Genomic DNA, 12,355 nt, shown 5'->3' with positions numbered 1-12,355 from the left:
GCCTTACAGCTTTCCTGTCTGTTGCAATGCCAGTAGGGAGCGGGTAGCTTGTTCCGCTAACCTGGCCGTTGCCGCTGCCGCCTGGGCAAGAGCGGACATTTCCTGTTCACGGGATTGTAAAATTCGTTGAGCCTGATCGGCTGCTCTAGATTCCCATTGGTTACGTAAATCCATTCCCGCTAGTTGTCCCGCACTGGAGGCAGCCTGCTTTGCCGCCTGTCGCATATCGGAGCTGATGCTGGCGGCTATTGCCACCTCGCTCGTCATAGTTTTCCCCTTTCGTCTCGTTGTTTGCACCATAGTCAGAAGCAGAATTGGCTTCGACTGCCCGATAACTAAGCCAGGAAACGAGGGGATTATTCGCGCTTGTGTACGGACGGTGCGAGTGGCACTACCTGCACTTCTCGTGGGATGCGCTAACATAAAACACATGGTGAACCCCGCAGACGCCCGCCTTAATACTGGACTCAAATTGCCTTCCAGCGTTTCTGATCCCGTAATTTCGGTCAATAACTTGACCAAAGATTATGTCTCGGGCGCGGGCAAGGTGCGTGCCCTCGATCATATTTCCATCGGGATTGCCCGCAGGCGCTTCACCGCGATTATGGGACCGTCTGGTTCTGGCAAATCTACGTTTATGCACTGTTTAGCGGGTTTTGAATCTGCTACTTCCGGCTCTATTAAGATCGATGGCACCGAAATCGTAGGGATGAATCAACGCCGCCTCACCCGGCTACGCCGCGACCATATCGGTTTTATTTTCCAAGCATTTAACCTAATCCCCACGCTGAGCGCGAAAGAGAACATCCTGTTACCTTTCCAGATTGCCCGCCGCAAAGTCCCGCGAGAACGTTTTGACCGGGTAGTGGCAGCTTTAGGTCTGGAAGATCGTTTAACTCATCGCCCTTCGGAACTTTCTGGGGGACAGCAGCAACGAGTAGCTTGCGCCCGTGCCTTAATGCAAGATGCGGTAGTACTATTTGCAGATGAACCCACCGGGAACCTAGATTCTGAATCCTCGCAGCAAGTGCTACGTTATCTGCGGGAAGCGGTCAATGACTTTGGACAATCAGTAGTGATGGTTACGCACGAGGCCTCGGCTGCCGCCTATGCTGACCGGGTACTTTTCCTTTTAGACGGCAAAATCGTTGCCGAACTAGATCATCCCGAGCGTGAACGGGTCTTGGCAGCGCAAACCGAGTTGCCACAGTTCGTACAAAAACATCCTTTGGAAGAGTCGCGGGGACGTCTTAACCGTCTAGAAACCACTACGCAAACCGATAAAGGCTTCTTGCCGGCGGGCAGTAAGCCGGGGGCTTGGCCTGACCGGGAAAAGATGCAGGAAAAACTAGCGAACTTACAGGTGGCACGGGGCGCCAAAATCGAAGTGCAAACCATTCCGGCTACCGGCTCACCGGTTCCTCCCTCGGCAGTTAACCCGGTAGCGGGTCTAGATACCGGGACACTCAACGCCCTCATGGGACCGGCTAAACCGGTGGTACCTGCGGAACTGCGCACTAAGGAAGGAGCGCGGCGCGCCCTCGCCGGAGAGAAACTTACCCCGAAGGCAGCGAAGAAAACCACTGCAGCAAAGAGCACCCCCTCCACCAGTAAACTTACTTCTTCAGCTACATCAAAAACCGCTCCTAAGAAGGGAACTGCGCAGCTGAGCGGCAGCGTGTGGGAAACCCACGATGAACGGGGTACCACTTGGGCGGGATGGACCCCTAAACCAGGGCAAGAACCCGTTAAGACCAGCAAGGACAAAGGCGCTGCCGCCAAGCCGGCAGCTTCTGCACTTCCTCAACGCCAGCAAAAACTTAACCCTAAAGCCTCATACAGTAAAGTTAGAGGTAGTGGCGATGTTAAGGACTTACCGGCAAAGAAACAGGTGGCACCGGCACCAGTGGCAGAGGGGGGAGTGAAACCGCTACCCAAAAAGCCCGCCAGCTCCCCGGTAGCGCCTACCCGCCCCCAAGAAGCACCAAAGTCCCCCTCCGAAAAAGATTCCCGAAAATCGGATGAAAGTAAGCGCTGGTCAGAACTTTATTCAGTGTTTTCTAATCCCGTAAGCGAAACCTCCGGTTTTTGGGAGGACGCGCCCGCGGGTAAAAGCGCGGTAGCACCCGCTGGAGAACAGGTAACCACGGCAGCTAAAAGCCCAGTAAGTTCGAGAGAAACTTCCAAGATTTCCCTCCGAAATCGCGGGGTAAAAGCAAAGAGCGAACTGGCAAATTCGCCGGCATACCCCCAGGAAACCCCACTGAGAAGAACTGCTAACGCCGCTGATTCAGCTGCCGAAAACGCCAATAAAGACAAGGAAAGTGGCAAGAGCAGTCCGATACCGCGGACTCCGGAAGAAACCTTGAGCCAGGAAAAACAGCGCCTGCTGGCCATGATTAAGAAGGCCGAAGCATTGCTGGATTCCTCGCAAGACGCGATTGCATCTTTCCAAGAACCCCAGGATAAAGCATGATTAGGATCGCTTGGCGGAACCTGCGCGCCCACCTGGTGCGTTTCCAGATGGCGCTGCTAGCGGTAGTGCTGGGGGTAGCTTTCTTATCGGGGATTTTCGCCCTCCGCGCCACCCTCTCTGATTCCTATAATTCCCTAATTTCTTCCGCCAATACTTATGACTATTACCTGGTAGGGAAGGTGCAAGGCGAAAAAGTGGAAGGAGAAGCACCGGTACGATCAAGTGTGCCGGTAAAGGCGGCGCGCCAGGCCAAGGAAGTTTCCGGGGTCAAACACGCTGACCCCTATTTGACAGATGTTTGTATGCTGACTGACCAGGACAGTAAACGTCTGGGGAAAGGCGAGCAAGTCTCGATTTTACAGGTGATTTATCCGGGTCATTCCACCCAGCCGCGTCTAGTTAAAGGTGAGGCTCCCAAAGGTAACGCCGAGGTTGCTTTAGAGGAATCTGCGGCTAAGCGCCTGGGAATCTCGACTGGTAAAAGCCTGAAAGTTTATGTTTCCAGCGAAGGAAAATCCGCCAAAGTTTCCGGCATTTATCGTTTCCCCGATCCAGTAGCTTTTACCAACTATATTTTTGTGTCTGAGGACGGCTTTGAAGCGCTGACCCAAAAACCTCTGCCCCCGGCAACTACTACCATCGCTATCACCGCTGAGAAAGGAGCGTCTCTAACAACGCTTCGAAGCGCGTTGAACCAGGAGTTTTCGGGTAGCGCAGAGGTAATGACCCAGGCGGAATATAACGAGGAAATCAATACCGCGGCTTCCACGTCCCTCGATTTTGTGAACGTGTTTTTGCTAGTATTCGCGGCAATCGCCCTATTTGTAGGGGCGTTTATTATTACCAACACCTTCCAAATGATGGTGCGTGCCCAGCAACCGCAATTCGCCATGTTGCGGGCAATCGGCGCTAGCGGAGGGCAAGTATTCTTCGTGGTCGCTTTCCAAGGGTTACTAGTGGGGATTTTAGGTTCCCTAATCGGGGTGGGAGGAGGCTATTTGCTGACCCGCCTGGTTTCCTGGGGGTTGACGCAATCCGGTTTCGAAATGCTACAAATCGGCTGGTCATGGTCTATTACTCTCCTGGCTTTAACCGTAGGAGTAATCGTGACGGTAATCGGTTCCCTCTGGCCGGCTCGCTCCGCGGCACTAACTCCTCCGGTAGAGGCGATGCGGCAAAATACCCAAACTCAAAATCCGGTATGGCCACGCGCGATTATTGGGGCGGTAGTCCTGGCGGTCGCTGTGGGACTGCTGATCTGGGCCTCCTCTGATGGGGGCAAAAGCGGTCTTTGGCTAGGAATCGGTGCCGCCCTATTTTTACTATCCATGCTGATTTTGGTGACCCCTTTGGCCGCAGTCGTGGTGAGAATTCTAGCGGGGCTACTTTGGTGGCTGCGCCCTCATGCTCGCCTAGCGATGCGCACCCTAACAGCTAACCTGCGACAAACTGCCAACACGGCAGCTGCCCTGATGATTGGGGTCGCCCTGGTTGCGGTGGGAGCAACCCTGGCGGCCTCCACTAAATCCTCTACCGAATCGATAGTAAAACAGCAGGTAAATATCGATTTAATGATTGCCCCGGAGCCGCGAGTAGTCTCGATTTCGAATACTTTAATAGACAAAGTTGCCAAAGTTCCCGGGGTTAAGCGGGTTGACCCCCTGACCGGCATGGCACTTTTTCGAGTGCTGGTTCCCGGCAAGAATCCTGCTGACACCATGATGCAGGTAACCCATCCCCAGTTCCAGCGCTATGGTCGGATCAGTGCGGTATCTGGTTCGATAGCTGATTATTATTCCCAGTCGCTTCAGGATCCGCAGGCTATCGTTTCACGCACGTGGGCGAAATCCCAAGGACTCGCCCCGGGAGACACTTTTGAGGTAGTTGGGATTCGTGGGCAAACCACTGTAACCATTGCCTCCACCGTAGACACCGGTTTCTTATTTATGGATGTGGTGCTACCCCATTCGTTATCAGCTAAGTTAGGACCGATGGCAGCCGATATCACCGCTACTGCCGTCATTAAGCTTAAAAATGGGGCTGACCGGGATAAAGTACAGCGCGCAGTAGAAAAAACGATTGCCGACAACCCCTTTATGGTGGTGCAAAATCAAGAGCAAGCCGCCGATAAACTGGCTGCTACCGTCGATCAAGTGCTGGCAGTTCTCTACGCACTGCTCGCCTTATCGCTGATAATAGCGGCTTTAGGGATTATGAACACCCTGTCGCTTTCAGTACAGCAACGCTTTAGAGAACTGGGGTTAATCCGCACCGTGGGGTTGTCTTCCCTGGGGCTTTCCCTAATGATAACCGTGGAGTCGGTGCTGATCACTCTGGCAGGTACCCTTTTGGGGATAGGCGGCGGGGTCTCACTAGCGGTGTTTGTGTGCCGGTACTTATCGGATCAAGGAATCACCACTATTGAGGTGCCTTGGACCTCGCTGGGTTGGATTTGCCTGTTAGCGGTGCTGGTTGGAACTTTGGCGGCCTTACTTCCGGCGCGGCGCGCTCGTAAAATGCCCATTCTAGAGGCAATCTCTTCCGCGGATTAGTCTTATAACCAGTACATATAGTCAAATATCACCACTAAGCAGTCTGCTTACAGACTAGATTCCCGACAGGTTCTGGCGTTTACGGTGCATATAGCTAAATGCCACTAACCTTGATCCGCTAGTAGCAGCGTCTAGCCAGACGGCTACTTGAACCAGTCGTCGTCAGTTGCGGACGGAATATGGTCGCGCCAATCTTCAAAATCGTCGCCGCTGTCATCAGCGGATTGATCGCGCTGTTTAGCCTGCAGCTCTCGCTGCAGTGCCTCGTAGTCCGTTTCGGGACTGTAATACTTGAGCTTACGCGCTACTTTTGTCTGTTTAGCCTTTTGACGGCCGCGCCCCATGGCGTGACCCCCTCCACTATAATCACGGGTACGTTAAGGCACCCTAAAACTTTCCTTAAATGTTCTGTATAAAAACATACCGCATTGCGGGCGCTATGACCATTTAATTCCACGGTTGAGTTCCACGGCACACGAAGTCGCTGGAAAATCTTCCGCTTCGCATAGCTTGGCTTGGGGATTACTTTAACATCCGACGCACTAGCAGCGCCCCCAACAAGAGCGCGCCCCCAGCCACCGCTGCCACCTTCTTAATCGCCTCGGGTTTACCCGCACCGGCCTGTTCTACCGTGTTTTGAGCCCTGCCCGCCAAGACACGCACCCTTTGCTGGGCATCCGCCTTCGCCCGCTCCACATTAGCTTTCGGCGAAAAATAGTCGGAAAGCTCCTCGACAGTGCTGCTCAGCTCGGCGCGAGCAGCCTCGAGCTCCGCCTGAATCTGACTTTCGCTGCGTTGTTCCATTCTTATTCCAAGCCTTTCTTTACTGCCGCAATACCTTCTTTTATTCCCGCTTGCGGATCTGGTTTATCAGACAAACCTTTTTTCAGCGAAGCCTTGCCTACCAGCGCAAAAATCACTATCAAGACCAACAGTATGCCGGCGACAATCAGTTTCGCTGCCCAAATCGGCACGATTAGCGCCAGGGCATAGGCAGCGGCTCCGAATAGGAATCCCAGCATATAGAGGGCAAGTACCCCGGCTACTACCAGGAGGGCAATTCCCACCCCGGAGCGCTTGAGCATATTGGAGACCTTAACTTTCGCCAGTTCAATCTCGCCCTTAACTAAAGCTTGTACCTGGTCAGAGAGCTTTGATACCAGATTTCCCAAGCCCGGACGAGCCGAGGTTGCTTTGGTCTGTACCCCGGGAGCTTTCTGGTTGTCCCCATCCTTTTCAGCAATCGGAGAAGGGGGGATATCGGAGGGAGCGGTGCTGGCCTGGCCAGAGGAAGCATTATCCGCACCGGAGCTAGCGACCTTAGTTTCGGCTTGACTCACAGATGCCCATTTCGTGCCCTCTCCTGCAGTATTTTTATTCGCGTGGTATCCGGGAGTTGCCGGGACTCCCGAAACTGGGCGGTGAGCTGGCGGAGTTCCCGGTGCGGGATGATAACCCGGCGTAGAAGGCACGGGTTGCTGCGAATCTGACATTTTCAAATCGCTCCTATCCATTGCTGAGAGCTGTTCCTGTTAGTAACCATATTCTACGTTACGGACCGATTTCTATCCTGGGCACCGGTTTTCCCCTTAGCGAAGCCTGGTCTGTTCAATCCTGCTAACCTGCAGAAAATCTAGGACAGAGGACGCGGCGGGGAAAATACCGGTAAACAAGCAGTTAAATCCGAGCCTATCCCGGTAGCGTTAATCTGTTTAGCGCTCACCGCATTTTCCCAGGTCAAAACCCCAACGGCTAAGGCTAGCCAAGTATCAGTTTTCATTTCTACCACCGCCGGCGGGGTTCCCCGCCGATGTACGGTTCCGCTGCCAATCTGTACTGCCCCAAAAGGTGGCACCCGCACCTCAACCGCCTGCCCGGGGTGACGCTGAGCTAAAACCTGCAGGCTATAGCGCACCGCGGTGCCGGTCTCTGCCCGGCTGGCACTTCCTGTCCTCCAAGCCGCTAAAGCGGCACGCCCGTCCTCCGCAGAAATTTTTCGTCCCAAACCGGCCTCCTAAGTTGCTAACTGGGGCAGCGCTGAAGGCACCGAGATGCACTAACGCTTTCACCTCGCCACCCCTTAGGCTATAACCAATGCATAATCCACAGCCAGACCAGCGCCAACACTACCGCGCACTTTACACCTTGCTTTCCGCGGCAGCCCTGACCTTACTGGCAGTGTCGATGCTGAACGTTTCCATCCCTTCCATGACCAAGGCGCTGGGGCTAACCAGCAACGATGTTCAGTGGATTATGGCGGGCTACACCCTGATTTTTGGAATTGCGCTAATCCCGGCTGGCAGAATGGGGGATATCTGGGGGCATCGCCGCCTGTTTGTAATCGGGGTAGTGGTGTTCGGGATTTCCTCATTAGGAGCGGGTCTAGCTACGACCCCGCTGATTTTAATTTTGATGCGCCTACTTGCCGGCGTTGGGGCAGCGATTATCAGCCCCCAGGTATTAGGGCTAATCCAAATACTTTTCCACGGGCAAGAACGCGCCCGTGCCTACGGATCCTTCGGAATGATTATCGGGATTGCCACCGCGATTGGCCCCACTATGGGCGGGGTACTAATCGCGTTGCTGGGTACCAATGCGGGATGGCGAGCCGCATTCTTAATCAATATCCCGGTATGCCTAGTAATTATTTTCGTCACCTACCGCACTATTGACCCTGACCCCACCCGCACCGCTAGCGACACCCGCCTTGATTTGCCGGGAATTTTCGTGCTGGCAGCCGCATTCTTAGCAGTAATGTATCCCTTCATCGACGCCACCATGCCCGGCGGGGGACTGGGAAACTGGCGCTGGCTGTTACTGCCGGGCGGAGCCCTAGGATTCTTAGGGTTTTGGGCGCTAGAAAACTTCCGAGAAAGACGCCAAATCCCGGTAGTAATGCCCCGCTCCCTACGTCTAGATCCTTCCTACATGGTGGGTACGATAGTACTTACTGCTTTCTGCGCGGGTTGGACGGCACTTTTTATTATTTACACCTTGTATTTACAACAAGGTCTAGGGATAAGTCCCCTGGTTGCTGGACTTTTACAAATCCCTTTGGCTCTAGGCTCCGCGATTGCCTCCGCTAAATCTTCACGCCTAACCCTAAAGTGGGGACGCTGGATTCTAGTGATTGCTTGCGCCCTAGTGATTATTTCTTTGGCTGTTACGGTGTTAATAACCCAAACTGCTTCCCCCGGGAACATTCCCTACCTGCTAATAGTCTCCATGTTTTGTTCAGGTTTAGGTTCGGGAATTATCTTTTCTCCCGCCCAAGCACTCTCGCTGCTTTCAGTGCCTCCCGGTAGAGCGGGTGCCGCTGGCGGGATTTCCCAAACCGCTCAACGAGTAGGAGGAGCAATTGGGCTGGCCGGCGCTACTTTAGCTTTTTACCTCCGGCTGGGAAGCATCAACGCGGCTCCCGGGAGTACCCCCGCTCGGGAAGCCTATACCGGGGCGTTTAGCTATGGGATGAGCGCGGTAATCGCCTTCATCATCATTGCATTTCTGTTTGCCCTAGCTGACGCCTTAAAACGGCGAGAAAATCCGTTAAAGTTTGAAGTGAATCCGCCGGAGAAAGGGAATAAATAAATGATGGCTTTGGCGATTGGGATCTGCTATCTGCTGCTGGCAGCCTACCTGGCAGCGGGACTAATTTTATTTCACCGCCACCGTCTACCCCGCGGTTCCCGCTTCGGAATAGTCAATGCCGCCACCACCAGGGATGATAAAATCTGGCAGCGTGCTCACCGCGCGGCAGCTCCCCTGCTAGGGGCTAGTGCGGTACTGTGCGTGGTCAACGGATTCGCTATTGCCGCACTCACCGGCGAACACGCAATTTCTGTACAGCTTATCTGCGCCCTAGGCACCGCGATTTTTACCGGAATCGTCTACTGGGCGGCGCGTCGCACCGCCACTGTCAGCGCTAAGAAAACTAACTAACCGGGTAGCCGTATCCTTTACGCGCGAGCCAGAAACTCTACCTCTACCTCGCAAGGGGCTCCTAGCGGCAGGGAGGCAACCCCCACTGCCGAACGGATATGGGGCTGGTCAAAGAGCTTCCCGAAAGTATCCGAGGCTCCATTGGCTACCGTTGCTTGACCGGTAAAAGTGGGGCTAGAGGCTACGAACACGGTCACTTTTAGTACCCGCTCTAACTGATCCACCCCGCCGACAACCTCCCCGCCCGCAGCCAGGGCGTTAAGAGCGCAAACCTGGGCGGCTCGGTAGGCATCCTGGGGACTAACCTCCGTCCCCACTAGACCGATTGCCACCAGCTTCCCATCCACTACCGGGATCTGCCCGGAGGTGCGCACCACTAATCCTTCCGCACCTTGCAGAGCAATCGCTGGAGTATAGGCGGCTACCGGGGTCGCTACTGGAGGTAAAGATAATCCCGCCTCAACTAGACGGTCAGAAACTTTCGACATTTTATTCGCTGCGAGGACGTTTCAAATAGGCAACCGGGTTTTCCCAACCGTTAGGACCGGCAATTACACTGACCAGTTCCCAGCCGTCTTCGCCCCAGTTATCAAGAATCGCTTTTGTATTGTGCGACAGTAGTGGAATCGTCGCATATTCCCATTTAGTCATGACTTAAGTCTAGCGGCAGCGTTGCCCTTAACGCACCCGCGCTAAAACATTGGGGGTAGTGGGCTGGCGAAGTTCAGCCGCAAGTTCATCAGAAGAACTGTTCAGCCACTCCCACCAGTCGGTGACCTCATCGTAATAGCGCAGCATCGCCCGGCGTTCCCTCTCGGTGAGACCGCCCCACACCCCATAATTGGCTTCCGATTGTAGGGCATCCGCCAGGCATTCTAGACGTACCGGACAAGCAAAACAGCGGGTACGAACTTGTCTTTGCGCCGCACCCTGCACAAATAGCGCATCTGGTTCTTGGGAAGCACACAGAGCTCGTGCAGCCCACGTCTCGTCCTGGCTAAAACTCATTGTTCACTCCTTGAACTCTTGCGGCGACATTGCCTATATATGTGACCGTACCTACATTTTGCTAAAAATACAAAACGAAAACGAGAGGAAAACTTAACTAGGTCACCAGGTGGTGATTGCCCACAATCTGCTCGAGAGCTTCCCTCGAAGGTGCCGAAATCAGGTCAGGCAAAGTAGGGTAGTAATATGCACAAAGGCACCGATCGTTATCTGCCACGCCAGCAGCTACGCCGTACCCTGACGGCGATGGCAGCTTTAATCGCTCTGGCAGCAGTACTGCTAGCCGGGCTGTCCCTACCCGTCGTGGGTATCGCCGGGTTAACAGCTCGGGTAGGGATGAGCGCAATGACCGAGATTCCCAGCGAGTTCAAACCCACCCCGCCTTCCCAACAGTCGGTACTTTATTCGCACGACGGCAAAGAAATCGCCCGCTTTTATGCGGAGAATCGAATCGTAGTCAAACTTAAAGATATGTCCCCCTGGGTGCAAAAGGGGACCATCGCCATTGAAGATCACCGCTTCTATGAACATCGTGGGGTAGATCTGGAAGGGATGGCACGCGCCATTGTCAATAACTTGGCTGGTCGTGATACCCAAGGTGCCTCTACCCTTACCCAGCAGCTAGTCAAGAACACCTTAATCGACAAGGGGTTACGCGCGGGAGATATGAACGAGGTTCGCAAAGCCCGCGAGCAGAGCATTTCCCGGAAAATGCGGGAAGCCAAAGACGCCCTCGCCATCGAAAAGAAACTTTCCAAAGACCAGATATTAGAGGGGTACTTAAATATCGCCCCCTATGGGGCTTCGGTTTACGGGGTGGAATCCGCTAGCCGTTACTATTTTTCGAAAGGCGCGAAAGATCTAAGCCTCGGGGAGGGCGCGCTGCTGGCCGGAATGACCCAGTCCCCGGCAAAATATGACCCCACGGTACATCCCGACGCGGGTAAGAATCGCCGTGACCAGGTGCTAAAGGCTATGTTGCGGGAACGGATGATTACCTATAAGCAATACGAGGAAGCCAAGGCAGTAAAAATCGAAGATATGCTGAAGGTTTCGCATTTTCATCAGGGATGCGCTGCTGCTGGAAAAGCTTCCTATTTCTGTGCTTTTGCGGTCAATGAAATCTACAACAATCCGGCTTTCGGAAAATCAGTTAACGACCGCTCCCGGCTACTGCTGCGCGGAGGTCTCAAGATTTACACCACTATGGACTCCGCCATGCAGGAAGCCGCTAGCGATACCGCTTTCAACCGGATTCCTGAAAATGATTCCTCCGGCTTGTCGGTGGCGATAGCTTCCATCGAGCCTGGTACTGGAAAGGTTCGTGCTTTAGCACAGAACACCCCTTATGGGAATCCGGACGAGGAACATCCCCGGGCAACTGAAACCTCTTTTGGGGTAGATAAGGCACACGGCGGGGGCGCGGGCTTCCAACCAGGATCTTCCTATAAACCGGTAACCTTAGCTACCTGGTTTGATAATGGTTATTCTGCCTACTCGGTAGTGGGAGGACGCACCTATTATTCCGCTCAGGACTGGAAGATTTCTGGTAACTGCCCGGTACATGCTGGCTCTTGGCCGTTAAAGAACGCTACCGGGGGAAATAATTATGCCACCTCGGTAGTTGAAGGTACCGAGAAATCTTTAAACACTACCTACGCGGGAATGGCCGTTAACCTTGACCTTTGCGATATCTACAAAATGGCTCAAAAGATGGGGGCGGTCAGCGGGGACCCAAATATAAAAGAAGATTTCGGACCCTCCTTCATTATTGGCGCCTCCTCGGTTCCGCCTTTGAATATGGCTAACGCCTTTGGCACTATTGCCTCTGGGGGAAACCGCTGCACCCCGATTGCCTTGGAAAAGGTTACCGATTCCAATGGTAAAAACCTGAAGGTTCCTTCCGGGAACTGCAAACACACTATCGATGAAGCAGTGGCTAATAAAACTGCCCAAGTGCTAGTTTCTACCGCTAATAGCTATGGAGGTCGGGTAAGCATCGGCCGTCAAGTTATGGCTAAAACTGGAACTACTGACGGCCCCAAAGCCGCCTGGACAGTAGGAGCAACCCCCAATCTGGCGACCGCTGTTTGGGTAGGTTTTTCTCAGGGTGGAAACCGCGATTTGGTGAGAATGACAATTAATGGCAGTTACTACGGGGTGGTTTACGGCAGTACCGTCCCCTCCATGACCTTTAGGGAATACATGGCGAAAGCGGTACAGTCGCTACCTGCTGCCAGCTTCCCCCAGGCAAACCTGCGGGAAGGCAAGACTCTTAACCAAGGGCCGCGCCGCCCAGAAAAGACTGAATCCCAGGAAGGATCCCCCAGCCCTAGCACCACCGAAATCACGGAAACCTTCTACGAAGGAGAAAACTAGA

Annotated in this window: 13 protein-coding genes; 5 read left to right on the top strand and 8 right to left on the bottom strand. The window is 53.9% G+C overall.

Features of this window, described 5'->3' with window-relative positions:
• Positions 1-3: 3 nt before the first annotated feature.
• Positions 4-267: a hypothetical protein gene (locus BQ5456_RS05855; protein ID WP_071129169.1), complete on the bottom strand. Its 264-nt coding sequence runs from the start codon at positions 265-267 to the stop codon at positions 4-6.
• A gap of 163 nt (positions 268-430) precedes the next feature.
• Here BQ5456_RS05855 and BQ5456_RS10695 point away from each other — a divergent pair, with 163 nt between their 5' ends.
• Positions 431-2,476, top strand: coding sequence for an ATP-binding cassette domain-containing protein (locus BQ5456_RS10695; protein ID WP_071129168.1), 2,046 nt, complete (start codon positions 431-433; stop codon positions 2,474-2,476).
• A complete protein-coding gene (locus BQ5456_RS05845; RefSeq protein ID WP_071129167.1) occupies positions 2,473-5,028 on the top strand; it encodes an ABC transporter permease in 2,556 nt (851 codons plus the stop codon). The genes BQ5456_RS10695 and BQ5456_RS05845 overlap by 4 nt, the downstream gene beginning before the upstream one ends.
• A gap of 143 nt (positions 5,029-5,171) precedes the next feature.
• On the opposite strand, the gene BQ5456_RS05840 is transcribed toward BQ5456_RS05845, so the two are convergent.
• From BQ5456_RS05840 to BQ5456_RS05825, 4 genes are all read right to left on the bottom strand, one after another.
• A complete protein-coding gene (locus tag BQ5456_RS05840) occupies positions 5,172-5,372 on the bottom strand; it encodes a DUF3073 domain-containing protein (RefSeq protein ID WP_071129166.1) in 201 nt (66 codons plus the stop codon).
• A gap of 178 nt (positions 5,373-5,550) precedes the next feature.
• Positions 5,551-5,832, bottom strand: a complete 282-nt coding sequence (locus BQ5456_RS05835) for a DUF3618 domain-containing protein (RefSeq protein WP_071129165.1) — start codon at positions 5,830-5,832, stop codon at positions 5,551-5,553.
• Between the two features lie 2 nt (positions 5,833-5,834).
• Positions 5,835-6,521 (bottom strand): phage holin family protein, encoded by a 687-nt coding sequence (locus tag BQ5456_RS10135; protein WP_083378394.1) that lies wholly within the window; start codon positions 6,519-6,521, stop codon positions 5,835-5,837.
• A 140-nt stretch (positions 6,522-6,661) separates the two neighbouring features.
• Entirely contained in the window at positions 6,662-7,033 is a 372-nt protein-coding gene (locus BQ5456_RS05825; RefSeq protein ID WP_071129164.1) for a sterol carrier family protein, read from the bottom strand.
• An 89-nt stretch (positions 7,034-7,122) separates the two neighbouring features.
• Between BQ5456_RS05825 and BQ5456_RS05820 the strand changes: the two genes are divergently transcribed.
• A complete protein-coding gene (locus BQ5456_RS05820) occupies positions 7,123-8,616 on the top strand; it encodes an MFS transporter (RefSeq protein ID WP_071129163.1) in 1,494 nt (497 codons plus the stop codon).
• Positions 8,617-8,967: an SdpI family protein gene (locus BQ5456_RS05815; protein ID WP_071129162.1), complete on the top strand. Its 351-nt coding sequence runs from the start codon at positions 8,617-8,619 to the stop codon at positions 8,965-8,967.
• Between the two features lie 17 nt (positions 8,968-8,984).
• Here the strand turns inward: BQ5456_RS05815 and BQ5456_RS05810 are convergent, their stop codons facing one another.
• From BQ5456_RS05810 to BQ5456_RS05805, 3 genes are read right to left on the bottom strand one after another with little or no spacing between them, the layout of a single operon-like run.
• Complete coding sequence (locus BQ5456_RS05810) at positions 8,985-9,455, bottom strand: RidA family protein (protein ID WP_071129161.1); 471 nt, start codon at positions 9,453-9,455, stop codon at positions 8,985-8,987.
• 1 nt (position 9,456) lies between these two features.
• Complete coding sequence (locus tag BQ5456_RS10305) at positions 9,457-9,618, bottom strand: Sp36 family protein (RefSeq protein WP_143037042.1); 162 nt, start codon at positions 9,616-9,618, stop codon at positions 9,457-9,459.
• A gap of 27 nt (positions 9,619-9,645) precedes the next feature.
• Complete coding sequence (locus BQ5456_RS05805) at positions 9,646-9,975, bottom strand: WhiB family transcriptional regulator (protein WP_071129160.1); 330 nt, start codon at positions 9,973-9,975, stop codon at positions 9,646-9,648.
• A gap of 186 nt (positions 9,976-10,161) precedes the next feature.
• Here BQ5456_RS05805 and BQ5456_RS05800 point away from each other — a divergent pair, with 186 nt between their 5' ends.
• Positions 10,162-12,354, top strand: coding sequence for a transglycosylase domain-containing protein (locus BQ5456_RS05800; RefSeq protein WP_071129159.1), 2,193 nt, complete (start codon positions 10,162-10,164; stop codon positions 12,352-12,354).
• The last annotated feature ends 1 nt before the right edge of the window (position 12,355 follow it).

It is taken from the genome of Varibaculum massiliense, from assembly GCF_900106855.1.
In the GTDB taxonomy this organism is placed as follows: domain Bacteria; phylum Actinomycetota; class Actinomycetes; order Actinomycetales; family Actinomycetaceae; genus Varibaculum; species Varibaculum massiliense.
The sequence above is the reverse complement of the archived record's forward strand: the minus strand, read 5'-3'. Positions and strand labels throughout refer to the sequence as shown.